This window comes from Tenebrionibacter intestinalis (assembly GCF_016632365.1).
In the GTDB taxonomy this organism is placed as follows: Bacteria; Pseudomonadota; Gammaproteobacteria; order Enterobacterales; family Enterobacteriaceae; genus Tenebrionibacter; species Tenebrionibacter intestinalis.
Genome location: NZ_JAEPBH010000027.1, coordinates 37,227 through 61,785, shown reverse-complemented (window position 1 = coordinate 61,785; position 24,559 = coordinate 37,227). Strand labels below are relative to the sequence as shown.

Genomic DNA, 24,559 nt, shown 5'->3' with positions numbered 1-24,559 from the left:
ATCAGCACCAGGCGGACTGACTTATTGTCGTCTCATACCGGTTAAAAAGTGGAAATCCTTCGCTGCCGGCATGTGTACCATGCTGGTGATAAGCATAGTCTCAGCGTGGAGCTGGCATTTTCTACACCGTCCAGACCCTCTACAGACTCAGCTTGCTGCTTCACTGGCTCCGTTCCCTGCACCTCTCACGTCTGAACAACTGGGGATGTTGCGTCAGCAGACTTCGTTACCGCAGGACCTTATCGCACAGACACAGCATCAGCTTGCCCGACTGGATAAGTTGCCTCCTGACTGGGATATTGCATACAGCAGAAAACTCATCGAACAGGTTAAGCTATTGTGGCCGGATCAGGCTAAGACCCTGGTACAGCAGTGGCAGCAGCAGATTAATATCTCAGTACTTCCTGTCGATAAAACGAACGGCTGGCATGAAGGTATGACGCAGCTTCAGGCTCTTGCCGATAAACTGAATGCACTTGATGGTCAGAAGGGAAAATACATCACCGTCAGTGAACTTAAATCGCAGGTCTTTGGCATGCTGACAAGCTTCCGGCAGACCGTGCCGGTGGAAGAACAGCTTCGGCAGTTGAAGCTGCTCCCTGAAGACTCTCCGCAGCGTCAGCAGCAGATTCAGCAGGCTGAGCAGCACCTCCGGGCTCAAGTCTATATGCTGGCGCAGGAAAAACATCGTGAGTGATGTAAAAGGAACTGACGGGGTGGGTAAAACACAGCGACACCGTAATCACCGGACACAGTGGACGGCCACCGAAATTACGTTTGTGGAACAACACTATGGTCAGCTGTCTGCCCGTGAAATCGGGGAGCGGCTTGGCCGGTCTGCCCATGGAGTGGCCCGAATCGTTCAGCTTTTAGGTCTGTCCCAGGGCGTCGCACAGTCCTGGTCAGAAAAGGAGCTGGCATTGCTCCGGACCCACTATGCAGAAGGCATAGAGTATGTCATATCACTCTTGCCCGGGCGTTCACGCAAGGCTATCTTCCGGCAGGCGTCCCTTGCCGGGCTCACTAGTCGCAGTAGCTGGAGCAGTGAAGAGAAAGCATTTCTGGAAAAACATTACAGAAATCTGCCAACAAAAGAAATTGCTACCAGACTGGGCAGAAGCGTCAGCGCGGTGAGGGCGGCAGTGGTCAAATTTGACCTTGGAACAGGGAAAAACAGACCCTGGTCGGAATGGGAATTGGTGTTGATGCAGGCGCACTACAGTAAAGGGATTGATAAAATAAAAGCGTCGCTGCCGGATCGTACCCGGGAGGCCATTTTTGCCCAGGCCGGAAAAATGGAGCTGACTGAGGCCCGGCTCTGGCAGCCAGTTGAGGATTGCGTATTAAGGGATATATATCCTGAAAGAGGTGTTCCAGGTGTGCGGGAGAGGCTTCCCCACAGGACGATCCCTGCTATCAAACATCGGGTGAAGGCTTTGGGGCTGAGGTCCTTCAGAAGGAAAAATGGGTAAAAGGAGGTCATGTGAACCAAGAAGATGATGAGAAGTATCCAGCCAGATTGAAGCCGGTTATTCCTGATTATGACTTGAGCATATTCGGAGGCAGGGTCATGCACCGCCATTATTAACTGGCGGTTGTATCTAATCCTGGGGGCAGATCAGGTGGAGTTAAGGTATTGTAGAAGTGTTGATTTCGGCGGGCTTAGAATGCAAAAACGGACCTCCATGGAGGTCCGTTGATATGAATTTGGTGCAAGACTCGCAATCGAACCAAAGATGCGGGGATTTTCAAAACTCGTGCTTAATTTGGTAATTCTGACGGTAAAGGCCAGTCTTCTGGTACTAGGGCAGGGGGCTTGGTCCAGGGAAGCTCGGTTAAAGCATCCTGGAACCACTGGTCGCGAAGATTTGCGTGCTCTGTCACGATAAGCTGGAAGCCTGGGACTTCTTCTTGTGTAAACTTCAGCAGTAACGCAAACAGTCTACGTACTGCTGCTAAGTCAGCATCAGCTTCCGTTTTCTGAACAGTACCATCAGCTTCCTGGTAAATTTTTTCAGAAGGGAAATAAACTTGGGTAGGCTGATCAATTAAAAGAAACTGAGGAATGGGGCAATTGTTCTTTGAAGCAAAGAGATGAAGGGCTAACAAGGCAGACAGGTGATAAGCGAGATGATTTTCGCCACCGCCAGTTCGACTCATTGGTACCGGACGATCTGTACGATCAAAGATAATAGTCATTTGGCTTAGATCAAACCGTGCAGGGAGTCCCTGAAATTCTGCATCAAAAGCCTGGATGTAGCGTGTAATCTGTGACGAAATGTTATTCAGAATAGATATGAGTCTTTCATGGCTGCTATCAGCTCCAACTTTCCTTTGTAGGTCTTCGACTTTGAGCTTTAGACGACGATTTTCTGCTTCATATGTGGCCAGCTCTGAGTTAGGTACAAGGTCTTCAAGGAACAAACTTATACGACCAATTACTCTTGCCGCAGCATTATTGCGAGTGCCTAATTGCTCAATAACTTCGTTTGCCGCGATTGCCGCAGCAAGCTCGACTTCTTTGGCTCTTATCGAACTTACAATGGTCTGAACCTCATCTTCTAGTTCAGTAAGATAAGCATCCATTTTAGGGCGTTGGCCAGCCACAATGCTCATTTCAGCGTCGAGAGTTGTTAGTTCGCTCAGGAGTGCTTTAGCAATTGGAGATTCCAGTGCTAAATTTGTTTCACAGAATGGCCATTGCCATTCACCAGTTTCCGGATTTTTCGGTAGAGCCTTGATAGAAGATAATCGGTCTTGCTGCTCTAAAACTTCGTTTTCAAAATTACCTGATTGCTTGGCATACATCCGAGCAGAATCAATTCGGGACTGGATCTGACGTCTGTCTTGTCGTAAACCAGCAATTTCATTTTCAAGAATGGATATTCTATGTCCATCGTCTTCAGGTAGGGGGGACGGAATCCATTGCATTGCAGAACGCAAAACATTAATTACTTCGTCAGTTCCGATTCTCTCTTTGTCTTGTGCGATGATACCCACGGCTCTGGCTTCAGATAAAAGCCCAGAACCTTTTAGCAGTGATGTATCGATTGTATCGCGAGCTTGTTCAAGACGTTTGGCGTTGATTTTCAGATCTCGTTGCGCTGTTCGGAGTTTGGCCTCAAGTTCATAGCGATCATTTGATGAAATACCTAAAAGAATCGGTAATGTGTCGCGAATAGCTTGTGGCTGAAATGCCTCATTTTGTCGATAAAAAAGTTGATCTTTATTTGCTACAAGGCCCTGCTTTTGGAAAAGGTAATAAAAAGTATGCTTGATGTTTGCTTCAAAGCTTTCTCTGCTGTGCCCAATTGCCACGTCTGTACGGTTCTCGCGGATGCCAAGTAATCGTGACAACAGTGCGACTACAGAATCATCATCGGTGTTAACCGAGAGGTCTTTGAAATTTGGTGCGGTCAGTTTATTTCCTCGTCGCAGCATAACGGTGCCACAGCTTGTGGCTCCTGCATTTGGTGTTGGTTTCGCGATTAGTACTTGTTCCTGTGAAAATTGATAAATGACTGCGAACCATGACACTTTATCGCGAATAATACCTTCTGGTACGTTAAAAGTAGATCGACCCATACAGTATTCAATGATCTCAGAAAGAGCTGATTTACCGGTTGAGGAACGGCCAGTAATCACATTTAAACCATTAACCTTAAATTGCAGGTCCCGACGTTGGCCATCATGGCTGTAGACATGAATCGACTTAATTTTCATGGGCGTATTCCAAAGGTCGTGTACACCGTAACGCGATCTGCAATACGGGCAAATTCTTTTCCTATATAGCGCGCGACACGCTGGCATGAGATTGATTCTTCAGTCCCTATGACCGATTTGCGAACTTTATTAGGTATTGTTTTCAATCGGCCGTCTTGCGTTACTACAAAACATCCTCGTTCCATGAGCACTCCAAAAGCTTCAAGCGTAAATGGCAGCATATTATTGACGCGGTTAGCAAAATTAATGAGTAATTTGGGATTGTTTTCTATAGTTTTCAAAAGGTAGCGGCGAGGATGTTCAGAAAACACTTGGCGAGAATCTTTTTGCAGACATAATGGTAAAACTAAAAAAGCGAGAGAAAATGGCATGCCCTGTGAGTTTTCCTCTTCGTAGCTCTGCATTGCTCTGAATAGTACAACACCACAAAATGCAGGATTGAAAAGATTCCTTATCTCGAATGGACGCTGATCCCATTGCTTCATGCTTGGGCTCCCAACAATTGACCAACTCTATTTAGGAAGTGGGGATGCCAGAAAATTTTGGGTAGTGGTCTACTGTTCGCAAGGATGTGAAATCCTCCTCGAACTACATAAGGCTCAGACACTCGTTCTCGGATTCGCAATGAGTGAATATTACCACTTTCAAGATCGGCCCATTGATACAATGCTTTTCCCGCAGTAATAAGTACTTCGTCAGCTGAATTTTCATCTAATTCTTCAAAAACGACGTCTTTATAGCGACTCCATTCATCAACAAGGCGGTCTTCATAATCTTCCATCTCTCCTGTTACCAAAAGGTTTTCACGCGCCCACGAAGAACGCTGCTCAAATGCTCGGTAGTAGTCGAGAATAGCGTTTCGGATACGATTAGAGGAAACCCCTATTTCACGGAGTTGCACAACAAAGAGCCTGGGATCATTCATCGCATCGATTTCTCCAACGGGCATTTTTCCTCTGAACGTAATCGGCAGATTGTCCGATTTGTACTCTTCAGAAAATGCTGCAAGTTTGTCGGAAATCTCATAACCAAAAATCGCCTCTTTACGTTTCCCTGTTAGCAGATCGACTATCGTGTTATTCCACCACCCTTCAAGTCGTTCAAAAATAGCGTCTCGGTTATCGCGTCTAATTATACGCATGTGTTGATTTTTGATAATTGTTGGGAGGTCTTCAATGCGAGGCCCGCCATCAAATATGATTATCCGTGATAAGAAGTCATCTTTTTGCTCATCAGTCAGTTTATTGAACTCATCAGCTATTGCCGTGATCAGTTTTGACTTGCTTCTAGCCAGAGCTGTGTTGGTGATTTGAGTTATTGATACTGAATCATCGTCTTTTGTTGGCGGTTCGACTAAGAAGTGTTGCAGGAACGAGGAGTTTGAGATAGATCCGGTCGTAAACAAAAAGAAACGAAGATTTGCTTCGGTTTTACCATCACGATTATAGCGGTCAAGCCAGATGCGGACTGACTTCCAGAAATCGGTAGACAGGTCGGTTAGAGTATCCCCATCCCCTTTGTGTTTGAGCGATGCCAGTGTTTTGACACCATCAAAACTAACGAAGTCTAGGTCATCATCTTTTTCGATCAAAACAGATGTATCTTCTGGCCACTGAAGAAGCTTAAGTAGCGCAAAACGAGGCTGATAGATATACCCTAAGCCCTGTTCACCAGCAGCGTATTGATCGCTAGATACTCCGGTCATTTTAAGTCCCTGCGTCGATTGCGCTTTCAGCTGTACGGAAAAATGACTCATGAAAGCAACAAGCTACCATCCAATGTTTGGCGGTACGTATCACATCATCGATATTAGCTTAAAACAATACCACTGTGTTTCCTGCGTGAATAGAAAAAGTAAGTACTTGAGGATGCTAAATGTGAAGTGAATAGCCTTCCGTGCCGAGGTTTATCGTGCTGATGAGGCACTTTGTAACTTGAATGGAAAACGGCGTTCGGTCATGTGAAGGTTTTTTGTTGTAAAAACGCTTCTTAATAGGGGGACCCTTACGTTGCTGATGAAGGCATTACAAACATCGCGGTGTATTAATCAACGGGGATCAGGTCAACCCGCCTCAACAATGGCGAGTCACTGACCGTCAGGAGCCTTGGTGACGAATTTAACATTTGCGAAAAAACAATACGACGTGATCTGACCGAACGTCTTGCTTACCTGAACTTGCTCCGACAGGGAAAGCAGTACTGGATCGCTTCACGCTAAAGTCCATGCAGCGCGGTAAATATGCCAGAAGGTTATAGAACAAACAAAAAATAAAAGAATTGCGTTCCCCGCACCTTCAGGTGCGGGTGAACAACCACTAACTTTTTGTCGATGAACTGAGAAGCTTGTCAATATAATCAGCGTACCACTGCATCATTTCTCGTCTTCCATCCAGATACTGTGCATGGTTATATGTGCCGCGAATGCTGTTTTTATCCACGTGAGCGAGCTGCATCTCGATCCAGGCTGTATTAAAGCCCTGTTCATGCAAAATGGTACTCATGGTATGGCGAAAACCATGCCCAGTCGCTCTCTTATCATAGCCAATCCTTTTAATGACCATATTGACGCTAGCTTCACTCATCGCTTTGTTAACATCGTTGCGCCCTGCAAAAATAAGCTGGTAGGTTCCTGTTAGTTCTTCCAGTTGATGAAGAGCGCTCAAGGATTGAGCCGATAACGGGATTACATGAGGACGTTTCATTTTCATTCTATTTTTGGGAATTTCCCAGATACGATTATCGAAGTCAATTTCACTCCATTCAGCCAGACGTAACTCTACTGTTCTCAAGCCTGTCAGCATGAGCAAACGGGTTGCAAGAAGAGTAATAAGACTTCCAGAGTAGCTTGATAGCTTTTGCAAAAACTCCGGCAGCTCACCGGCGGTAAGGAAGGGATAGTGCTTTTTCTCATGGCCTTGCAAAGCGCTACCAAGATCAGCAGCAGGGTTGTATTCGGCACGACCTGTAACAATCGCGTACCGAAAAACCTCACTACAACGCTGGCGTACTTTGCTTGCAAGCTCAGGCGCTCCCCGCTTTTCCATTCGTTGTAATACGGACAAAAGCTCCAGTGGTTTTATTTCATTAACTGGCTGAGAGCCTAGATAGGGGAAGACATTATTTTTAAAAGCTCGCTTGACGTAATCAGCATAACTCTTTGACCAACCAGATACTTTTGCACTGTACCATTCGAGAGCTATTGCTTCAAATGTGTTGGTAACCGAGAGTTTTTTAGCTAATTGCGTGGCTTTTTTGACCTCTCCGGGATCCTTATCATTCGCCAATACCTTTCTTGCCTCATCTCGTTTAGTGCGAGCTTCCGAAAGTGAGATGTCCGGGTAGGTTCCGAATGAGAGCTTTTTCTCTTTCCCGGCAAATCGATATTTCATGCGCCAGTACTTTGAACCGTTAGTATTGACCATGAGATAGAGTCCTCCGCCATCAGCGAGCTTATAGGCTTTGTCTCTTGGCTTTGCAGTCTCGACCTGACGCGCATTTAAGGTCATTTTTGGGGGCCTCGTTTTTCATTGAACAGGATAAGCCCCCACTAAGGCCCCCAAGTGTTTATTGATTCACGTTGAAATGGGTAGACATCAGTTGACGTCGCATAGCCAGAATAGAGGGTTTCTCACTGATTATAAGAGGGTTTTATTGAATTTGGTAGATGTCAGGAGAGGTGTGTATGGTGTCCCCTGCAGGAATCGAACCTACAACTAGCCCTTAGGAGGGGCTCGTTATATCCATTTAACTAAGGGGACGACGCAGCCTGATGCGGCGAGTCGCCAAGTATACCCGTTTTTCGTAAGACGTTAAGCATTTAGCCGACCGTTTGCTCAAACTGTCGCCAGTAAGTTAATCCACTTCCCTCTTTTGCTGCGCTTTTTTCTCATTGGCTATATCGTTGCGTATCTGCGCATGGCTAATCAGCGCAAAGATAAAGGTGCCGCCAATAATATTGCCGGCAAGGGTTGGTAGAGCAAACGGCCAGAGAAATTCGCGCCATGCCGCCTCGCCGTTAAAAATCAGGTAGAAAACTTCCACGCTTCCAACCACAATATGCGTGGTGTCGCCTACGGCGATAAGCCAGGTCATGAGCACAATCACCAGAATTTTGGCTGTACCTGCGGCAGGCAACATCCATACCATAGTTGCTACCAGCCAGCCGGAGATGATGGCGCGGGTAAACATCTCTACAGGAGAGTTACGCATCACCACCGCGCCTGCTTCGCTGAAGGCGGCGTGGGTTGTTTCGTCAAATACCGGCATAAAATTAAACACCAGCGCCGCCAGCGCGGTGCCGATCAGGTTGCCGAGCAGCACCAGCCCCCATAAACGCAACAGCAGCAGTAAGTTACCACCAGTTGGTTTATGCATAAACGGCAGCACGGCCGTTACGGTGTTTTCGGTAAACAGTTGCTGGCGCGCCAGAATAATAATAATAAAGCCGACCGTGTAGCCAAAGCACTCCAGTAAAAACGCAGCCGGCACGCCGCCAAGATGGATGTGCAACATGCCTTTTGCCAGCAGCGATGCTCCCATCGATAGCCCTGCTGCAATAGCTGACCACAGCAAAGCCATCGCATCGCGTTCCAGCTCCTTTTCGCCGTCGTGGCGGATATGCTCATGGGTCGCCATCGCTCGCGACGGCATCTGTTGATCCTGGCGCTGAAACTGTTTTTCCTCGTAGTGAATATCCTGGTCTTCATGTGACGTATCCATTATGAATGTCCTGCTGGTTTGTAACCTCTGTGTTAAGCGTAGCCGGGCGTCGAAAACTATCTGAATTCTTTTTGATCTGGTTAAAGAGTTTACCCCTTAATAAGTACCTGTCGGGCACCGCAGGTTTAGAGCCAGCGCCGGGTGTGTGATATTATGCGCCGCGAATTCTTATGAGACGGAGCCTCTGCCCGATGCTTGATGCGCAAAAACTGACCTGTGTCCGCGATGAGAGAGTGCTGTTTAGCGCGCTTTCTTTTTCTGTCGCTGCCGGGGAGGTCGTGCAGATCGTGGGCGCCAACGGCGCGGGTAAAACGTCGCTACTGCGCATTCTCAGCGGCCTGGCAAGCCCGCAAGCCGGTCACGTGCGCTGGCGCGGTGAGTTAATTAACCGCGTGCGTGAAGATTTTCATCGTGAACTTTTATGGCTGGGGCATCAGCCTGGCGTTAAAAATGTCATGACCGCTGATGAAAACCTGCGTTTTTTCCATCCTTCCTGTTCTCAGGATGCGCGCTGGCAGGCGCTGGCCTGCGTTGGGATGGCAGGTTACGAAGACGTGCCGGTCGCACAAATGTCCGCAGGCCAGCAGCGACGCGTAGCGCTTGCCCGGCTATGGCTTAGCCGCGCCAGCCTGTGGGTGCTTGATGAACCCTTTACTGCGCTGGATGTCGCAGGCGTTGAAAAACTGACGCGCTGCTTTGAACGTCACGCAGGGCAGGGCGGTAGCGTGCTGCTCACGTCGCACCAGGCGTTGCGCCCGCTATCCTGTCCGCTGCGCAATATCGCGTTAACGCAAGAGGAAGCGACACAATGATGCAGCAAATCTTCTGGCGTGAATTGCGTGTGGCGTTTCGCAAAGGCGCGGAAATTATCAACCCGCTGTGGTTCTTTCTCATTGTTATTACCCTGTTTCCGTTGGGTATTGGCCCGCAACCGCAGTTGCTGGCGCGTATTGCGCCGGGTGTGGTATGGGTGGCGGCGCTGCTTTCTTCGCTGCTGGCGATGGAGCGACTGTTTCGTGATGACTGGCAGGATGGCGGGCTTGAGCAGCTTATGTTGCTGCCGCTGCCGCTGCCTGCCGTTGTGCTGGCGAAGGTGGCCGCGCACTGGGTCGTGACTGGCCTGCCGCTGCTGCTGCTCTCGCCGCTGGCGGCGCTACTGTTGGGGCTGGATGTACATAGCTGGCAAGTGATGGCGCTCACGCTACTGCTTGGCACGCCCACGCTCAGTTTTCTTGGCGCGATTGGGGTCGGGCTAACGGTGGGGCTGCGCCGCGGTGGCGTGCTGTTGAGTTTGTTAGTGTTGCCATTGACGATACCGCTATTAATTTTTGCCACTGCAGCGCTGGACGCGGCAGCGATGAACCTGCCGGTAAACGGCTATCTGGCGATCCTCGGTGCCTTTCTTGCCGGTTGCGCAACGCTAAGTCCGTTTGCGACAGCCGCTGCGCTGCGTGTGAGCGTGCAATAAACAACGGCCTGCAAAACGAAGGGGCTGTCGCCGTCTACGGTGGACTCGGGATGAGAATCACGCGCGGATTCTCGGCGTTAATTTGAAATTTGTGAGCAATTTACAATGTGGAAAACGTTACATCAGCTTGCTAAACCGGAACGGCTTTATAGCCTGTGCGGGCGCTTCATTCCTTGGCTTTGGCTGCTGAGCGCCATCCTGCTGGTGGTAGGTTGTATTTGGGGCTTTGTTTATGCGCCGGCAGATTATCAGCAGGGCCAGAGCTACCGCATTATGTACCTGCATGTGCCAGTGGCGATATGGTCGATGGGGATTTACGCCTCTATGGCGATAGCCGCGTTTATTGGCCTGGTCTGGCAGATGAAAATGGCGGATCTGGCCGTAGCCGCGATGGCCCCTGTTGGGGCGGTTTATACTTTCATCGCGCTGGTGACCGGTTCCGCCTGGGGTAAACCGATGTGGGGCACCTGGTGGATCTGGGATGCGCGTCTTACCTCTGAGCTGGTGCTGCTGTTTCTCTATATGGGCGTGATTGCCCTTTATAACGCCTTTGACGACCGCCGCCTGGCCGGGCGCGCTGCCGGGATACTGGTCCTGGTCGGCGTGGTCAACTTGCCCATTATTCATTATTCCGTGGTGTGGTGGAATACATTGCACCAGGGCTCCACGAACATGCAGCAAACTATCGATCCCGCCATGCGAATCCCGCTACGCTGGTGCATTTTGGGCTTCCTCAGCCTGTTCGTTACGCTGGCGTTGATGCGCCTGCGCAATTTAATTTTGATTCAGGAGCGCCGTCGTCCGTGGGTGGCTGCACTGGCGCAAAAAGGGAGGAGTGCGTAATGCAGAGCGCTTTTGCAAGCTGGCAGGCGTTTGCCGCGATGGGCGGCTATGCGTTTTACGTCTGGCTGGCCGTGGCGGCAACCCTTATTTCTTTAATCGCGTTGGTTGGGCATACCATTATGCAGCGCCGCGCGCTGCTGGCCGACGTGCGTCGCCAGGCATCCCGTGAACAGCGTATTCGCGCGGCGCGGCAGAATAACGAACCGGAGGAAGCTTAAGTGAATTCACGACGTAAAACGCGGCTTTACCTGGCCGTCGCCGTTATTGCCGGTTTGGGGTTGACCGTAACGCTGGTGTTGTATGCGCTGCGCGCCAATATTGATTTGTTCTATACGCCAGGTGAAATTCTCTATGGTAAAGGCGCTGAACTGCGAAAGCCAGAGCCGGGCCAGCGCTTGCGCGTGGGCGGCATGGTGATGCCCGGTTCGGTGAAACGTGACGATCGGACGCTGAATGTCACCTTCAAACTTTATGATGCTCGTGGCGTAGTGGACGTCAGCTATAACGGCATACTGCCGGACCTGTTCCGTGAAGGGCAGGGGGTGGTAGCCCAGGGAGAGTTTGAAGCCGGCAACCATATCGTGGCGAAAGAAGTACTGGCCAAACATGATGAAAATTACACGCCGCCAGAAGTTAAAGCGGCGATGGAAGAAAACCACCATCGCCCGGCAGAGGCCTATAAGGATAAACACTGATGATGCCGGAAATTGGCAACTTTCTGTTGTGCCTTGCGCTGGGTATCGCGCTGGTGCTGAGCCTGTGGCCGCTGTGGGGGGCGACGCGCCAGGACGTGCGACTCATGGCGCTGGCGCGCCCGCTGGCGTGGGCGCTGTTTCTGTCGATCTTCGCCGCGTTCCTGATTCTGGTGCATGCCTTTGTTGTTAACGATTTTACCGTGCTGTATGTGGCGAACAACTCTAACTCCGCGCTGCCGGTCTGGTATCGCGTGGCCGCTACCTGGGGGGCGCACGAAGGTTCGCTGTTGCTGTGGGTACTGCTGATGAGCGGCTGGACATTTGCTGTAGCGCTGTTAAGCCGCGGAATGCCGCTTGACTCCGTTGCGCGCGTGCTGGCGGTCATGGGCATGATCACTTTCGGCTTCCTGCTGTTTATCCTCTTTACCTCCGATCCCTTTATCCGCACGCTGCCGGATTATCCTATTGACGGGCGCGATCTTAACCCGCTGCTTCAGGATATCGGCCTCATTTTCCATCCGCCGCTGTTGTATATGGGGTATGTGGGTTTCTCAGTGGCGTTTGCATTTTCTATCGCATCGCTGATGGCCGGGCGGCTTGATACCGCGTGGGCGCGCTGGTCGCGTCCCTGGACGCAGGCGGCGTGGGTCTTTCTTACTCTCGGTATCGTGCTGGGCTCCGCGTGGGCTTACTATGAACTGGGCTGGGGCGGCTGGTGGTTCTGGGATCCGGTAGAAAACGCCTCCTTTATGCCGTGGCTGGTTGGGACGGCGTTGATGCATTCTCTGGCGGTAACGGAAAAACGTGGCAGCTTTAAGGCCTGGACTGTACTTCTGGCCATTTGCGCCTTCTCGTTATGCCTGCTCGGCACTTTTCTTGTGCGCTCCGGCGTGCTGGTATCGGTACACTCCTTCGCCTCTGACCCGGCGCGCGGCATGTTTATCCTTGCGCTGCTGGTGGTGGTTATCGGCGGTTCGCTGCTGCTGTACGCGGTTAAAGGCGCTTCGGTGCGCTCACGCGTCGGCAATGCGCTGTGGTCGCGTGAAACATTTCTGCTCGGTAATAACGTGTTGCTGATGGCCGCTATGCTGGTTGTGCTTCTCGGTACGCTGCTGCCGCTGGTGCATAAACAGCTCGGCCTTGGCAGCATCTCCGTGGGCGAGCCGTTTTTTAATACCCTGTTTAGCGTCATGATGGCGCCGTTTGCGCTACTGCTTGGCATCGGGCCGCTGGTGCGCTGGCGTCGCGACGAACCGCACAAGCTGCGCCGTCGTCTGCTGATTGCGCTGGGCGTAACCGTGGCGCTGTCGCTGCTGCTACCGTGGCTGATGCAAAATCGCATTGAAGCGATGACCGTGGTTGGCCTGCTGATGGCTTTCTGGGTCTTTATTCTCGCCGTTAGCGAAGTTTTCGATCGCGCAACCGATCGCCACGGTTTATGGCGCGGGCTGACCAAACTGTCCCGCAGCCACTGGGGCATGGTGCTGGGTCACGTGGGCCTGGCCGTAACGGTGGTCGGTATCGCATTTAGCCAGAACTATAGCGTTGAGCGCGACGTGCGCATGAAAGCGGGCGACAGCATGACCATTCATGACTACCGCTTCACTTTCCGTGAAGTGCGCGATGTCGCCGGGCCAAACTGGCGCGGCGGCGTGGGCGTTATTGACGTAACCCGCGGCGACAGGCATGAAGCGACGCTGCATGCGGAAAAACGCGTCTATAACAGCAGCCGTATGATGATGACCGAAGCCGCGATTGACGGCGGCCTGACGCGCGATCTCTATGCGGCGCTGGGCGAGGAGCTGAACGATGGCAGTTGGGCGGTACGCCTGTATTACAAGCCGTTTGTTCGCTGGATCTGGTATGGCGGCGCGCTGATGGCGTTGGGCGGCGTATTTTGTATGTTCGATCGTCGCTACCGTTTTCGCAATTCGCATAAGGGGGCCTGATGAAGCGTAACGTGCTTTATATCCCGCTGGCGCTGTTTCTGGTGCTGGCCGCGCTGCTGATGTGGCAACTGGTGCGCAACGCCGACGGCGACGATCCTATGCGCCTGGAATCAGCGCTTATCGGTAAACCGGTACCGGTATTTCGTCTCGAATCGCTGGATATTCCCGGTAAAATTTATAATCAGGCCGCACTGACCGATGGCAAGCCGCTGCTGCTTAACGTCTGGGCGACCTGGTGCCCCACCTGTCGCGCTGAGCATGCTTTTCTCAACAGCCTTTCGGCGCAGGGTATTCGCGTGGTCGGTATGAATTATAAAGACGATCGCGCAAAGGCGATCCGCTGGCTTAACGAGCTTGGCAATCCCTACGCCATGAGCCTGTTTGACGGTGACGGTATGCTTGGCCTCGATCTTGGCGTTTACGGCGCGCCGGAAACCTTTCTTATCGATGGTAAGGGGATCATTCGCTATCGTCACGCGGGCGATCTGAATACTCGCGTCTGGCAACAGGAGCTGAAACCGCTGTGGGATAAATACAGTCGGGAGGCGGGGGCATGATTGTACGTGTATTTGCCGGGCTGCTGGCGCTGTGTATCACTTTTAGCGCGCTGGCGGCGATTGATACCTATGCGTTTAAAGACGAAGCGCAGGAGCAACAGTTTCGTCAGTTGACTGAACAGTTGCGCTGCCCTAAATGCCAGAACAACAGTATTGCTGACTCTAACGCCATGATTGCTTCTGATATGCGTCAGAAAGTATATGAACTGCAACAGCAAGGGCAGAGCAAGCAGCAGATTATTGACTATATGGTGGCGCGCTATGGCCATTTCGTCACCTATGATCCGCCGCTTACCCCGTCAACGCTAATTCTGTGGCTGTTGCCTGCGCTGTTTATCGCCGGCGGCGCATGGGTTATTGTCGCCCGCGCTCGCGGGCGCGATAAACGTCAGCAAACCGGTCTTAACGAGCAAGAGAAGCAGCGTTTGAAAGCGCTGTTGGACGAAAAAAGGAATGCGCCATGACGCCGCTGATTATTACCATCGTCGTTTTGCTGCTGGCGACGTCAGCGCTACTGTTTATTCCCTGGGGCAGCGCCGGGCAGGCGGATCGCGATGCGCTGAACCGTAATTTTTACCAGGACAGGCTGGCGGAGCTTGAGCAGGATGGAGCGGGCGTTAGCGCCGAAGAGCGCGCTCAGACGATAGCCGAGCTGCAACAAACGCTATTGCACGATATTCCCGAAGCGCCCGACGCGCCGGTACAGCCCTTAAGCCGCCTGGTTCTGGTGCCTGCGGCGCTTCTGCTTGTGGCAGTAAGCGTTGGGGTTTATCTGAAAACGTCCAGCGTGCAGCGCGTGCAGCAGTGGCGTCAGGTTGTGGAGCAAACGCCTGAATTAATGCAGCGTGTGATGGACCCGCAGGCGAAGCCGCTGACCACCGAAGAGCTGACGCGGCTGGGGCTTGGGCTGCGTACCCGGCTGCAGGACGATCCCGGCAACGTGCAGGCGTGGCAAATGCTGGGCCGTATAGGTATGGTACTGAACAATGCGACAACCGCAACCCAGGCTTTCGAACGGGCCTGGACGCTGGCGCCCGATAGCATTGAAACGAAGCTGGACTATGCTGAAGTATTAACGCGTTCTGCCGATCCGCAGGACAATCAGCTTGGCGGCGATATATTGCGCCAGGCGCTGCGTGCCGATCATACAAATATCCGCGCGCTTAGCCTGCTGGCGTTCAGCGCTTTTGAACAACAGCGCTGGCAGGAGGCCATCGGCGCATGGCAGATTATGCTGCGCCTGTTGCCTGATAACGACTCGCGTCGTGCGGTAATTGAACGCAGTATTGCGCAGGCGAAAGCCGAGGCCGGCATAGACAATGTGAAACGGACTGTTACAATTAGCCTCTCGCCGGCTGCGCAAAAAGCGCTGCCCGGGAACGCAATAATATTTGTATCAGTGACGGACGGCGTGTCGCCGGCGCCGGTTGCGGTAAAAAAATTACCGTCAGGCCATTTTCCGCTGTCGCTGACGTTGGATGACGCCGACGCTATGATGTCCGGCAGGCCGCTGTCGTCTGTGCAGCAGGGCGTTGTGAAGGTGCATATTTCCCGGGATGGCACCCCCGCGCCGAAGCCCGGCGACTGGTTCGGTGAAAGTAAACCGATCTCGTTTCAGGGCCGTCAGCCTGTACAGGTTGAAGTATCGCGGCAGCAGCCCTGATGCGCTCATCACTGTCATTAGAAATCGCTGCGAACCGGCGCGCTTTGCCAGTTGCGCCGCGCTTCAGGCGTTAAAAGGGATTCCCTGAGGGAGACTAGCATGAAATTTCACCTGACCGGTCTGGCGCTGGCAACCACGCTACTTGCGGGGTGCGCCAGTTCCTCAAGCGAACAGACTCAGGGCCGTTCCGATCCGCTTGAGGGGTGGAACCGCACTATATATAGCTTTAACTACAATGTGTTGGACCCGTACATTGTGCGCCCGGTCGCGGTGGCGTGGCGTGATTATGTGCCGCAGCCTGCGCGCAATGGGTTGAGTAACTTTACCAGCAACCTCGAAGAACCCGCTATCATGGTCAACGCCTTTCTTCAGGGTAAACCCTATCAGGGCGCGGTACACTTTACGCGTTTTTTCCTGAATACGCTTCTTGGCCTGGGGGGGCTGATGGATGTCGCAGGGGCTGCCAACCCGAAGCTGCAACGCGTTGAGCCGCATCGTTTCGGCAGTACGCTGGGGCATTATGGCGTAGGCTATGGCCCTTATGTACAGCTACCTTTTTACGGCAGCTTTACCCTGCGTGATGACGGCGGCGACGCCGTTGATACGCTGTATCCGGTACTCTCCTGGCTAACCTGGCCGATGACTATCGGCAAATGGACAGTTCAGGGGATTGAAACTCGCGCCCAACTGCTGGACTCAGACGGCCTGCTGCGCCAGTCTTCCGATCCGTACATCCTGGTGCGTGAAGCCTACTTCCAGCGTCACGATTTTATTGCTAACGGCGGCGAGCTTAAACCAGAGGAAAATCCGAACGCGCAGGCGATTGAAGATGAGCTTAAAGATATCGACGCCGGGTCATAAACGGATAAAAGAGCCAGACGGGCGTAGCCCCGCCTTTTTTATACCGGTAATAAACTGAAAAGCAATATTGGCGCGGGTATGACGGGCATAAAAAACGGGCCAGACGGCCCGCTTTGAGGTTATACGCTCTGGTGCGCTATCAGAACGCGTAGTTAAAGTTCGCGCCATATAGCCACGCCTGCCCCTTCGATTTGAAGGTGTACGGCGCTTCTTCGATAGTGACGCTCTGGCCGTGCATATAAGAGACGCCCAGATCGACAGAAGCATCCTGATTGAAGGCATAAGTGGTGCCGAGGCTTAGCCACAGGCGATCCTGATCCGGGATTGAAACAGAGCGGGTATTTGCCGGAATCGGGCTGTCGTCAAAGGCAATGCCGCCGCGCAGCGTCCAGTTATCGTCCATATAGTACGTGGTGCCCAGCGCGATACGCATGGCGTCTTTGAAGTTCTCATTTTTATAGAACAGCCTCTGCCCGGCGTTGTTTTTCGCCTCCAGCTTCTGGAACTGGCTCCAGCTAGTGTAGGTCAGGCTGTAGTGTACAGCCCATTTCGGCGCAACGCGGTTATAGCCTGAAATTTCCCACATTTCCGGGAGATTCAACGTCAGAGAACCGTCCACCGTGCGCCCGTCGGTACCGGCAGGCAGGCCAAAGTTACTCAGCAGAGGATTATAGGCAGACGGAAGCTGGCTGCTGTATGCGCCGTCGAAATCGACTTTTACTTCAGAGCGGTAGGTAAATGCATAGCGGTTATTTTTATCGAGTTCATAAAGGATGCCGGCGTTCCAGCCAAAACCCCATTCATTGCCTTTAAGGTGCGCAATCTGCGTGTTGCCCGGGATTGCGGCGACCTGGCCTGCAAGCGCCGGGTTGGTGATAGCGCCGGACCCGGCAACAATCTGGCCCAGGTCGCCTGCGTAGCGCTCTATTTTGGCGCGTGCGTAAACGGCGTCAAAGCCGAGGCCAAAACTCCAGCTATCATTCAGGCGCCAGGCGCCGCTGAGGTTAAGATTCAGAGTTTCAAGGTCGGTTTTGCCGCCCATAGAGCCAGCAGGATAACTGTCGTTAAATTCTGTGGCCAGTCCATAATTAGAGGTAACGGATGCGCCCCAGCCAAATCGATCGTTAATCGGCGCCACAAAGTGAAGATTCGGCACCCAGGCCGTTGGCGCGATATTGTCCGCCTTCAGGCTGTTGCCCGCAGGCGAGGCGCCGCTGATATCCACCTGGGGGTCGATGAAAATGGCGCCAGTGGAAAAGGTTGGGCGATCAAACATCATAATCGTTGCCGGGTTACGGCTGGCGGAGGCGGCGTTATCGGCAACGGCGCCTTCGCCTGAATAGGCACGGCCAAGTCCAGATGAGGAAAATTCGTTTAACTGAAAGCCCGCCGACCAGGCCTGTGCGGATACTAATGCCACTGCAACTGCGAGAGTTGACTTTGTAAACAGGGTTTTCTGGCTCATGACCAAAACCTCATCAATTATTTTTTATTAAACAATGTTACATGCCGTAACAAGAGCGCGGAAGTGTAGGGGCTATCGACTCTGCTGGAAATCAGACCAGTTGCAGGAGTATAGGACGAGCCGCTAAAAATGTTGCAACCTTGTTTATGGTAATTTTCATTTTTGATCGTTGAAACGAGATCTGGCTGGCAAAACAGACCGAACGGCAGCCTGAACACAATCATGTTTTTTGTTTTAGATCATTTTTAAGCGTGATTTACGTCACTTAAAAAGGTGAAATGAATTAACCGCTGGAGGCTGTCGGGAGGGGCGCGTAAAATAACCAGATTGATTATCGGCGCACCCGCTGGTGCAAAATTCAGAGGAAAACAAAATGAGTAAATGTACCGCTGATGAAACCCCGGTTTGCTGTTGTATGGATGTTGGCACCATTATGGACAACACCGACTGCACGGCATCCTATAGCCGGGTTTTTGCAAATAAAGCGCAGGCGCAGGAGACGCTTGCCGCGCTGACTGAAAAGGCGCGCGCTGCAGAATCCGAACCGTGTCAGATAACCTCTACCTTTACTGATGAGGCCGACGGCGTTCGCCTGGATATTGATTTTCTTTTTGCCTGTCAGGCAGAAGCGTTAATTTTTCAGCTTGGTTTGCGTTAATTTTTCCTCACGCCTTCCGTGCGGAGGGCGTTATTTTCCAGCAGGCCACGCCCGCCTGGCCTGGCAATATGCCCATCAATAACTTCAGGAAAACCGGTACTGGCCGGCAGTCTCTGCTGTCTCAGGCTTCGCCAGCGCTTTCAGAACACGGGTTTTGTTTGTGTACAATATCCATCGTTTTTCCGTGGCGTAACCCCCCCCCCCCTCATCCGCGCGCCATTTCCAGCAGTGAGATAATGTCAGGGCGTAACGGAAAAAGATCGCCTCAGGGTTTACCCGGCATAGAAAGCTAAAGCGCCGCTTAACATACATCCGACAGGCCAGAGTAAACACAAAAGAAGGCGACAAACTCCTTCTGTTCACCAGCGATCGGATGTGCGGCGCCATGCGGCGATTTACCAGCAGGAAAAGCCGGACAACAACCTTGTCATTCAGCCCGCAACACAACGATGCCTGGCTTTGATTGCATATATTCCATAAACGGCGAATCCACTACTTTTTTGTTTGCAGCCAGCGAGGAAGCGTTTCTGAACCATACCTGCCCGTCGTGACGAACCACGATACCTACATGCGAGACGTCCAGGCCTTCAACCGGCGAGTAAACGCCGACATAATCTCCGTCATTCAGACGGTTCAGCACCTGCTGATTAATCGCTTTTCCGGGAATGTAATTTATTTTACGGGGATGAATACCCAAACCTGGGATATATTCGCCGCCCTCAGGTTTACGGTTAAGCTGTTTGTCAGCAATAGCATATTCAGGGCTGATATCCGGCGTAATGTCCCGGGCATTGCGCGGTGATGTGGCGAACCAGTCGGAGAAGAAGTGCCTGCGACTGAGATAATCAACTTTGCCTGCGGTGTAGCGGGTTCTGGCCAGATTACGCAGAAACGATTTTTGATCGTGGCTGTGGGTAATTGCCTCAATGTAATCTATCAGGGTAAAACAGTCCACGCCGTTAAAATTCGCGACAAGTATTTCGGGCGTGCCGATCCCGCCGATGAGCGTATTTTCCTGATAAGGCGTTCCGAGAAAAGAGGTTGACACGCGTTTGATAATTTTTCCGTGGCTTTCGCCTTTATAAGGAATAACATCCGAACGGATAATTCGCTTCACTTTTTCGGCCGTCACGGGGTCTATCCGGGTCTGGTAATGCTCTGAGCCAGGGGCATTACAGGCCGACAGATATGACGATAACAACAAAATTGACCATACTTTGAATGTCATATTCTCTCCCTGAAGTCTGCACTTCCTTTTTTCCTTACCGACAATATTTGTTATGGAGGCATATAAATATCGATAGATGTTTGCAAAGTAAAGTATATAGGTATTGTGCGTATTAAGTGTGAAAGGCATCGCATAGTTTTATTTGCTGACGTAATTTGCCTGATAATTCAGATTAATCAACCCGGTTAAGCCAGCTTGTAAGTCAGGCGAAAAATCAGCAGTTCTGACGCGCTTCTTTTTCGGGGATAAAAAAATGAATAACGCCACAACAGGTAAATACGGCTAATTAAATAATAAAAAAGATTATTTTACCGCAATTATGCTTTCCCCGGTTATTAACGGGGTTTCATCATTAGCGATAATTCTTTTTTCTTTCCGTGTAGCGCTTCGCAATTTTTGCCGGTACCGGCTGGCTATTTTTCTCCCGTTGGATAAGACTGTTTCAGGTCAGACCACCTTTGCCACACGGCCATTTGCAAGGAATGTTATGAAGCAGCCTTTTCCTCTGGTTACCCGCGCGGGTGAGCGCATTGCATTTGTCGGCGGATTGCGTACGCCATTTGCCCGCCAGGCGACGGCCTTTCGCGGCATGCCCGCTGTCTGTCTCGGAAAAATGGTGGTTGCGGAACTGATGGCCCGCACCGAAATCCCGGCGCAATCTATTGAACAACTGGTATTTGGCCAGGTGATACAGATGCCCGAAGCGCCGAATATCGCGCGTGAAATTGTACTTGGCGCTGGAATGAGCGTACATACCGACGCCTACAGCGTCAGCCGCGCTTGCGCCACCAGCTTTCAGGCGGTGGCGAACCTTGCTGAAAGCCTTATGGCGGGTAGCGTCCGCGCCGGGATTGCCGGCGGCGCCGATTCCGCCTCAGTATTGCCAGTCGGCGTTAGTAAAAAGCTTGCCGGTACGCTGCTTGATATTAATAAAGCGCGTAGCCTGCGCCAAAGAATGGCGCTTTTTTTACGGCTGCGCCCGCGCGATCTGTTGCCCGTGCCGCCGGCGGTCGCTGAGTATTCCACGGGGCTGCGTATGGGAGATACTGCCGAGCAGATGGCTAAAACGCACGGCATTACGCGCAAAGAGCAGGATGCGCTGGCTCACCGCTCGCACCAACTGGCGGCGAAAGCCTGGCAGGAGGGTAAACTGGCACAGGAAGTGATGACCGCAAGAGTGCCGCCGTATCGCGAGGCGCTAAGCGAAGATAACGTGGTGCGTCGGGGCGGGAGCCTTGCTGACTACGCCCGACTGCGCCCGGCGTTTGACCGCCGACACGGTACCGTCACGGCGGCGAACAGCACGCCGCTTACCGACGGGGCGGCAGCGCTTATCATGATGACTGAGTCCCGGGCGCGCGAGCTATGTCTGACGCCGATAGGTTACCTGCGCAGCTATGCCTTTAGCGCCATTGACGTCTGGCAGGATATGCTGCTTGGCCCTGCGTGGGCCACGCCGTTGGCGCTGGAGCGAGCGGGGATTACGCTTGCCGATTTGACGCTGTTTGACATGCATGAGGCTTTTGCCGCTCAGGCGCTGACCAATCTGAAAATGCTCGCCAGTACGCGTTTCGCCCGTGAAGCGCTGGGACGAGATCGCGCCACGGGCGAAGTGAGAGAAGATCAGTTCAATGTGCTTGGCGGCTCTATCGCCTACGGGCACCCTTTTGCCGCCACTGGCGCACGCATGATAACCCAGACGCTTAATGAGCTTCGCCGCCGCGGAGGCGGCCTGGGGCTGGTTACCGCCTGCGCGGCGGGCGGCCTGGGCGCGGCAATGGTTCTGGAGGTTGAATAATGACAACGACATCTGCATTCACGCTGGCGCTACGCCCGGACAACGTTGCCGTTATTACTATCGATGTACCCGGCGAGAAAATGAATACGCTCAGGGCAGACTTTGGTGATGAGGTGCGCAATATTCTGAGCCAGTTACGTGAGAATCCGTTGCTTGAAGGCGTGGTAATCGTTTCCGGCAAGCCCGACAATTTTATCGCCGGCGCGGACATTAATATGATTGCAGGCTGTAAAAGCGCAGCCCAGGCCCAGTCGCTGGCGCAAAAGGGGCAGCGGCTTATGGCTGAAATCGCCGGATTGCCGGTGCCGGTAGCGGCTGCTATCCACGGCCCCTGCCTCGGCGGCGGGCTGGAGCTGGCGCTGGCTTGCCATCGCCGCATATGCAGCGATGATGACAGCACGCGGCTTGGTTTACCGGAAGTGCGGCTTGGCCTGCTGCCCGGTTCGGGCGGGACGCAGCGGCTGCCGCGTCTGGTCGGCGTGACGCTGGCGCTGGAAATGATGCTGACCGGTAAACAGCTTCGCCCCCGTCAGGCGCTAAAGGCCGGGCTGGTGGATGATGTCGTGCCGCGCGCTATTTTGCTGGAAAGCGCGGTGGCGCTGGTAAAACAGCGCCATAAGCCCCGTCGCGCGCTTCCTGTACGCGAGCGTATACTGGCCGGGCCGGTTGCGCGCGCGCTGTTGTTTAGCATGGCGGCTAAAAAAGCGCGCTCCAGAACGCGGGGGAATTACCCCGCGCCCGAGCGCATTATTGAGGCGGTTCGCACGGGGCTGGCTCAGGGCAGCAGCGCAGGTTATGAAACCGAGGCGGGCGCTTTCGGCGAGCTGGCGATGACGCCTGAATCAGCGGCGTTACGCCATCTGTTCTTTGCCGGCACGGAGATAAAAAAAGAGGCAGGCAGCGATGCCGCAGCGCGCCCGCTAAGGCAAATCGGCGTGCTGGGCGGCGGCCTGATGGGCGGCGGCATTGCCTGCGTGACGGCCGCTAAAGCCAGGCTGCCGGTACGTATTCGCGATATCCGTGAAGAAGGCATTAACCACGCGCTTAACTACACCTGGAACTTACTCGGTGAACGTGTGCGCCGCCGACGCATGAAGTCCGCGGAGCGTGACCGCGCGCTGGCGCGTATTTCAGGGACGAGCGATTACAGCGGCTTTCATTATCGCGATGTCGTTATTGAAGCGGTGTTTGAAGATCTGGCGCTAAAACAGCAGATGGCGGCGGAGGTGGAGGCTAATGCGGCGGCGCAAACTATCTTTGCCTCCAACACGTCGTCGCTGCCGATCCGCGATATCGCCGCGCGGGCGCAGCACCCGGAGCGGGTTATCGGGCTGCACTATTTTAGTCCGGTAGATAAAATGCCGCTGGTGGAGGTTATTCCCCATGCCGGCACCAGCGCGCAAACCATCGCTACTGTAGTAAGCCTTGCAAAGCGGCAAGGAAAAACGCCGGTTGTGGTGGCTGATAAGGCCGGTTTCTACGTTAACCGCATACTGGCGCCCTATATAAATGAGGCGTTGCGCTGCCTGGCCGAAGGCGAGCCGATTGAGCACATAGACAACGCGCTGGTGGACGCAGGTTTTCCGGTAGGGCCTGTTCGGCTGCTGGATGAAGTGGGTATCGACGTTGGCGTAAAAATAATTCCCGTACTTGAACAGGCCTACGGCTCACGCTTCGCTGCGCCTGAAAATATTTCAGCAATTTTGAATGACGATCGCAAAGGGCGAAAAAATGGCCGCGGATTCTATCTCTATCCGGCAAAAGGGCGTAAAAACAGCAAAAAGGCCGACCCGTCCATCTACACACTGCTGGGCGTTGCGCCCGCAGCCCGCCAGCCGCAGCAGACTATCGCCCGCCGCTGTATGATGATGATGCTTAACGAGGCGGCGCGCTGTCTGGATGAAGGCGTTGTGCGCAATACGCGAGACGGCGATATCGGCGCGGTTTTCGGCATCGGCTTCCCGCCGTTTCTCGGCGGGCCGTTTCATTATATGAAGACGCTGGGCGCGCGGCGTGTGGTTGATGAACTCGAACGCCTGGCAGAGGCTTACGGCGATCGTTTTATGCCGTGTGAAGCGCTGCGGCGTCGCGCACAGGAGGATGAATGCAGGAGGGATAATGAAAAATGTCAGCCGCAGGCGGGAGTATAACCCCCATTTTTTGACAGAATATGCGGGTGTGAAAGCGCTAAGTCGTTCATTTTGTAAACGGCGATTGACTATACTTACGCCGTTAGGGTAAAAGACTGCGTTCCATTCATAAAATGGTTCAGGCACAATGCCGGGCCGCCGGCGATTGCCTGGTTGTGGTGTTATACCAGGCGTGGAAATGCCGGCGTTTCTGGTCAACAAAAGCGGTGCAATATGCAAGTTTTTATTATGCGTCACGGCGACGCAGCTCTTGATGCCGTCAGTGATTCTGCCCGTCCGCTCACCGCGTGCGGCAGTGACGAGTCCCATCAGATGGCGGCCTGGTTGCAGAATCAGAAGGTGAGCATTGAACGCGTTCTGGTGAGCCCTTATCTGCGCGCCGAACAGACTCTGGGAACCGTGCGCAGCGCGTTAACGCTTCCTGAAAAAGAAGACGTGCTGCCCGAGCTTACGCCCGGCGGCGACGTTGGCCTGGTCGGCGCGTATCTTGAAGCGCTGGCAGACGAAGGGGTAGCGTCTGTGTTGGTTATTTCTCACCTGCCTCTTGTCGGTTATCTGGTCGCGCAGCTATGCCCTGGTGAGACAGCGCCGATGTTTACCACTTCGGCCATTGCCAACGTTACGCTGGATGCCAGTACCGGCCAGGGGGTGTTTAACTGGCAGATGAGTCCCTGTAATCTGAAAATGGCGAAAGCCATCTGACGAACGAAGTGAGAAAATCCACTCTGAGAGCCGCTTTATGCGGCTCTCAGTTTGTTGATAAAGAAAGAAAAAACGGGGTT

Annotated in this window: 24 protein-coding genes and 1 tRNA gene; 17 read left to right on the top strand and 8 right to left on the bottom strand. The window is 53.0% G+C overall.

All coding sequences use genetic code 11. The features are described from left to right. On the top strand, nt 1-697 hold a 697-nt coding region (locus JJB97_RS11455; RefSeq protein WP_317981181.1), incomplete at its 5' end, for a VasL domain-containing protein. Beyond that, nucleotides 690-1,472: a hypothetical protein gene (locus JJB97_RS11450; protein ID WP_238714145.1), complete on the top strand. Its 783-nt coding sequence runs from the start codon at nt 690-692 to the stop codon at nt 1,470-1,472. The genes JJB97_RS11455 and JJB97_RS11450, both read left to right, overlap by 8 nt. Nucleotides 1,473-1,761: 289 nt before the next feature. Here JJB97_RS11450 and JJB97_RS11445 read toward each other — a convergent pair whose 3' ends face one another. The 3 genes from JJB97_RS11445 to JJB97_RS11435 are packed head-to-tail and all read right to left on the bottom strand — an operon-like array spanning nt 1,762 to nt 5,428. Further along, nucleotides 1,762-3,723, bottom strand: a complete 1,962-nt coding sequence (locus JJB97_RS11445) for a DUF3732 domain-containing protein (RefSeq protein ID WP_238714144.1) — start codon at nt 3,721-3,723, stop codon at nt 1,762-1,764. Next, complete coding sequence (locus JJB97_RS11440; RefSeq protein ID WP_238714143.1) at nt 3,720-4,208, bottom strand: three component ABC system middle component; 489 nt, start codon at nt 4,206-4,208, stop codon at nt 3,720-3,722. The genes JJB97_RS11445 and JJB97_RS11440 overlap by 4 nt, the downstream gene beginning before the upstream one ends. After that, nucleotides 4,205-5,428 carry an ABC-three component system protein gene (locus JJB97_RS11435; protein ID WP_238714142.1) on the bottom strand — a complete coding sequence of 408 codons (1,224 nt, stop codon included), beginning with the start codon at nt 5,426-5,428 and terminating at the stop codon, nt 4,205-4,207. Before JJB97_RS11435 ends, JJB97_RS11440 begins: the two co-directional genes overlap by 4 nt. Nucleotides 5,429-5,779: 351 nt before the next feature. On the opposite strand from JJB97_RS11435, the gene JJB97_RS11430 reads away from it, so the two are divergent. Next, nucleotides 5,780-5,941, top strand: a complete 162-nt coding sequence (locus JJB97_RS11430) for a DeoR family transcriptional regulator (protein ID WP_317981184.1) — start codon at nt 5,780-5,782, stop codon at nt 5,939-5,941. Nucleotides 5,942-6,038: 97 nt separating this feature from the next. Here the strand turns inward: JJB97_RS11430 and JJB97_RS11425 are convergent, their stop codons facing one another. From JJB97_RS11425 to JJB97_RS11415, 3 genes are all read right to left on the bottom strand, one after another. Further along, complete coding sequence (locus JJB97_RS11425; RefSeq protein WP_238714141.1) at nt 6,039-7,229, bottom strand: tyrosine-type recombinase/integrase; 1,191 nt, start codon at nt 7,227-7,229, stop codon at nt 6,039-6,041. 177 nt (nt 7,230-7,406) lie between these two features. Then, nucleotides 7,407-7,481 (bottom strand) — tRNA-Arg (locus JJB97_RS11420). Nucleotides 7,482-7,575: 94 nt separating this feature from the next. Beyond that, on the bottom strand, nt 7,576-8,442 hold the full coding sequence (locus tag JJB97_RS11415) for a formate/nitrite transporter family protein (protein ID WP_238714140.1): 867 nt from the start codon (nt 8,440-8,442) through the stop codon (nt 7,576-7,578). 191 nt (nt 8,443-8,633) lie between these two features. On the opposite strand from JJB97_RS11415, the gene ccmA reads away from it, so the two are divergent. From ccmA to mlaA, 10 genes are all read left to right on the top strand, one after another. Continuing rightward, complete coding sequence (gene ccmA, locus JJB97_RS11410; protein WP_238714149.1) at nt 8,634-9,254, top strand: cytochrome c biogenesis heme-transporting ATPase CcmA; 621 nt, start codon at nt 8,634-8,636, stop codon at nt 9,252-9,254. Continuing rightward, nucleotides 9,251-9,910, top strand: coding sequence for a heme exporter protein CcmB (gene ccmB / locus JJB97_RS11405; protein WP_238714139.1), 660 nt, complete (start codon nt 9,251-9,253; stop codon nt 9,908-9,910). The genes ccmA and ccmB overlap by 4 nt, the downstream gene beginning before the upstream one ends. Before the next feature lie 105 nt (nt 9,911-10,015). Then, complete coding sequence (locus JJB97_RS11400) at nt 10,016-10,753, top strand: heme ABC transporter permease (RefSeq protein ID WP_238714138.1); 738 nt, start codon at nt 10,016-10,018, stop codon at nt 10,751-10,753. Next, nucleotides 10,753-10,971, top strand: coding sequence for a heme exporter protein CcmD (gene ccmD, locus JJB97_RS11395; RefSeq protein ID WP_238714137.1), 219 nt, complete (start codon nt 10,753-10,755; stop codon nt 10,969-10,971). The genes JJB97_RS11400 and ccmD overlap by 1 nt, the downstream gene beginning before the upstream one ends. After that, nucleotides 10,972-11,448, top strand: a complete 477-nt coding sequence (ccmE, locus tag JJB97_RS11390; protein ID WP_238714136.1) for a cytochrome c maturation protein CcmE — start codon at nt 10,972-10,974, stop codon at nt 11,446-11,448. Next, a complete protein-coding gene (locus tag JJB97_RS11385; protein WP_238714135.1) occupies nt 11,448-13,397 on the top strand; it encodes a heme lyase CcmF/NrfE family subunit in 1,950 nt (649 codons plus the stop codon). Before ccmE ends, JJB97_RS11385 begins: the two co-directional genes overlap by 1 nt. Continuing rightward, a complete protein-coding gene (locus tag JJB97_RS11380) occupies nt 13,397-13,954 on the top strand; it encodes a DsbE family thiol:disulfide interchange protein (protein ID WP_238714134.1) in 558 nt (185 codons plus the stop codon). Before JJB97_RS11385 ends, JJB97_RS11380 begins: the two co-directional genes overlap by 1 nt. Then, on the top strand, nt 13,951-14,418 hold the full coding sequence (locus tag JJB97_RS11375) for a cytochrome c-type biogenesis protein (RefSeq protein ID WP_238714133.1): 468 nt from the start codon (nt 13,951-13,953) through the stop codon (nt 14,416-14,418). Before JJB97_RS11380 ends, JJB97_RS11375 begins: the two co-directional genes overlap by 4 nt. Next, the gene (ccmI, locus tag JJB97_RS11370; protein ID WP_238714132.1) at nt 14,415-15,617 is read left to right on the top strand and encodes a c-type cytochrome biogenesis protein CcmI; all 1,203 of its coding nucleotides are present in this window, start codon (nt 14,415-14,417) and stop codon (nt 15,615-15,617) included. Before JJB97_RS11375 ends, ccmI begins: the two co-directional genes overlap by 4 nt. A 99-nt stretch (nt 15,618-15,716) precedes the next feature. Further along, the gene (gene mlaA / locus JJB97_RS11365; protein ID WP_238714131.1) at nt 15,717-16,478 is read left to right on the top strand and encodes a phospholipid-binding lipoprotein MlaA; all 762 of its coding nucleotides are present in this window, start codon (nt 15,717-15,719) and stop codon (nt 16,476-16,478) included. Between the two features lie 139 nt (nt 16,479-16,617). On the opposite strand, the gene fadL is transcribed toward mlaA, so the two are convergent. After that, entirely contained in the window at nt 16,618-17,943 is a 1,326-nt protein-coding gene (gene fadL / locus JJB97_RS11360) for a long-chain fatty acid transporter FadL (protein ID WP_238714130.1), read from the bottom strand. 373 nt (nt 17,944-18,316) lie between these two features. Here fadL and JJB97_RS11355 point away from each other — a divergent pair, with 373 nt between their 5' ends. After that, complete coding sequence (locus JJB97_RS11355; protein ID WP_238714129.1) at nt 18,317-18,601, top strand: YfcZ/YiiS family protein; 285 nt, start codon at nt 18,317-18,319, stop codon at nt 18,599-18,601. A gap of 427 nt (nt 18,602-19,028) precedes the next feature. Here JJB97_RS11355 and JJB97_RS11350 read toward each other — a convergent pair whose 3' ends face one another. Next, on the bottom strand, nt 19,029-19,829 hold the full coding sequence (locus JJB97_RS11350) for a DUF1460 domain-containing protein (protein ID WP_238714128.1): 801 nt from the start codon (nt 19,827-19,829) through the stop codon (nt 19,029-19,031). A gap of 487 nt (nt 19,830-20,316) precedes the next feature. Between JJB97_RS11350 and fadI the strand changes: the two genes are divergently transcribed. From fadI to sixA, 3 genes are all read left to right on the top strand, one after another. Beyond that, complete coding sequence (gene fadI, locus JJB97_RS11345; protein ID WP_238714127.1) at nt 20,317-21,627, top strand: acetyl-CoA C-acyltransferase FadI; 1,311 nt, start codon at nt 20,317-20,319, stop codon at nt 21,625-21,627. Then, nucleotides 21,627-23,777 (top strand): fatty acid oxidation complex subunit alpha FadJ, encoded by a 2,151-nt coding sequence (fadJ, locus tag JJB97_RS11340; protein ID WP_238714126.1) that lies wholly within the window; start codon nt 21,627-21,629, stop codon nt 23,775-23,777. Before fadI ends, fadJ begins: the two co-directional genes overlap by 1 nt. Nucleotides 23,778-23,990: 213 nt before the next feature. Next, the gene (gene sixA / locus JJB97_RS11335) at nt 23,991-24,479 is read left to right on the top strand and encodes a phosphohistidine phosphatase SixA (RefSeq protein WP_238714125.1); all 489 of its coding nucleotides are present in this window, start codon (nt 23,991-23,993) and stop codon (nt 24,477-24,479) included. The last annotated feature ends 80 nt before the right edge of the window (nt 24,480-24,559 follow it).